The organism is Vibrio sp. S12_S33 (assembly GCF_963889785.1).
GTDB lineage: Bacteria > Pseudomonadota > Gammaproteobacteria > Enterobacterales > Vibrionaceae > Vibrio > Vibrio aestuarianus.
Map to the genome: position 1 here is coordinate 1 of NZ_CAWPQZ010000127.1, position 1,862 is coordinate 1,862.

At 42.2% G+C, this 1,862-nt stretch carries 1 protein-coding gene and 1 pseudogene; one reads left to right on the forward strand and one right to left on the reverse strand.

Features of this window, described 5'->3' with window-relative positions; all coding sequences use genetic code 11:
- Positions 1 to 103 precede the first annotated feature (103 nt).
- Positions 104 to 1,246, reverse strand: coding sequence for an ISAs1 family transposase (locus AACW06_RS19345; RefSeq protein ID WP_192076306.1), 1,143 nt, complete (start codon positions 1,244 to 1,246; stop codon positions 104 to 106).
- A 175-nt stretch (positions 1,247 to 1,421) separates the two neighbouring features.
- On the opposite strand from AACW06_RS19345, the pseudogene AACW06_RS19350 reads away from it, so the two are divergent.
- Positions 1,422 to 1,553 (forward strand): annotated as a pseudogene (locus AACW06_RS19350) (IS110 family transposase); the annotation flags it as partial.
- Between the last annotated feature and the right edge of the window lie 309 nt (positions 1,554 to 1,862).

Here is a 1,862-nt window from a genome sequence, read left to right on the forward strand (position 1 = left end):
TTCCAAGAAGTGGACGATGCCGATTAGAAACTGGCGACAAGCTCTAAACCGCTTTATGATTATGTTCGAAGACCGACTCACTGAATACATGTAACCCCGATAGTTACACAGAATTATTTACAGGGTCAAGGCTTGCCAGAACCTTCAAAAGGTACTCAGAATCCATCGCACACATCGCTCTTTTGTGTTTAATGCTCGCTTTCAAAGTCGTTTCACTCTTCAACATGTTTAAACACATCTGTCTGATCCTTGCAAAGTTCTCTGCACTTTCTTCCGCTCGTTTTCGACAAGCATCTTCACCAAATGACGTATCGAGGGACCAATGCATCGACTCTACTAACCAGTGTGAGCGCGTCGCATTTAACAATTCCTTAGCATTTAAATCCTTCGAACTTATGTAGTATCTCACCGTGACTTCTGACTCTTTTGCCACGGCTTCCTCTTGTCTTACTGACACGACAATACCCATTGTTTTTAACTCGGGCCAAGCAAATTCTAAGTCTCCTAGAACACTTAAATCCTTATTCGTTAATGCCAGTCTGGTTTCTTGTCTTCCACGCGATTTTTCCTGTGTGCTATAAGAATCACCATCGTGTTTTTGTAGCATGCTCATGTCGAAATAATTATCGAATGCTTGCTCCAAACGGCCTTGATTGCCTTTTACCGCAAGCAAATAATCAGCGTTTTTATTTAGTATTTTTTGAGCAATCTTCTTCTGACACCCCATGGCATCAATAGTGACCAAACAACCTGATATATCAAGCAGTTCGAGCAACTCTGGAATGGCAGTGATCTCATTAGATTTCTCGTAAACTTTATGTTGTCCGAGACTCACACCATTTTCTGTCGCAAAGGCGTTCACCATATGAATGGCACCAAGGCCGCGAGAGTCATCATAAGAGCCCCTGACAGTTTTACCATCAATGGCAATGACTTCACCTTTAGTTAGCTCACAGCAATCTTTCATCCATTCAATAAAGCTCTTTTGCAGTCGAGTCGCATTAATCATTCCCATCGCTCTGGCTATCGTCGATGTTGAAGGGACACCATGGCTAAAATCACCAAATCGCTTCAAGAAATCCAACCGAGCCTCTCCGTATAAGCTAATCGCTTTCCAATTATCTTGGCCGGAAAGTACAGCGCAAATTGTTAACAAAATGATATCAGTTAACTTGTGCTCTACTTTGTCTTGTTGTCTGTAATCTGGAATGACATCGAAATGCATAAATGGGTGCTGGTTACTCATCGTTGAACCTCCAATTTGTCTATGGAGGTATTAGAAAACACTGAAAATGATCTACAAATCGATCATCAGACAATTGATTGTTATGTGATAACGCTAACTAGTGAGATTAGAAAATTGAGAACTCACTACGCTACAAACCCTTTAAACATGGGCATGTTCATGAATTTTCCCTAATATTCAACGCCTGCAAAAACGCATGAGCAAAGCCAAAGCGCTATCAGCGTTGGCTTATAAACTAGGGCGATGTGTCTACTTCATGCTGAGGGACAAAACGGTGTTTGATGAGAAACGATTTTTACCCCAATAAGTCGCACAATGAAGTGAGCTGAACGTCTAACTGGTGCTGAGTGAGAACACGTCACTGACTCAAATTTACTGGGATTTAAGCCCGAAGAAGTCAGTTGTGTCAGGTAGTCCAAGCCCGCTAGCTTTGATTAGCTGCTTCATTGGTGCGCACCCATAACAACGAACAGCAAAGTTGCTTACACCGTAAGCGCATCATAAACACCGCATTCTAATCAACCTCAGCACGCTATACGATCAAATCTCCAACCATAAGGAGATCTGAAATGGCAAAACGACGTACCGACCAAGAATGGCAAACCCTGTTTGAAAA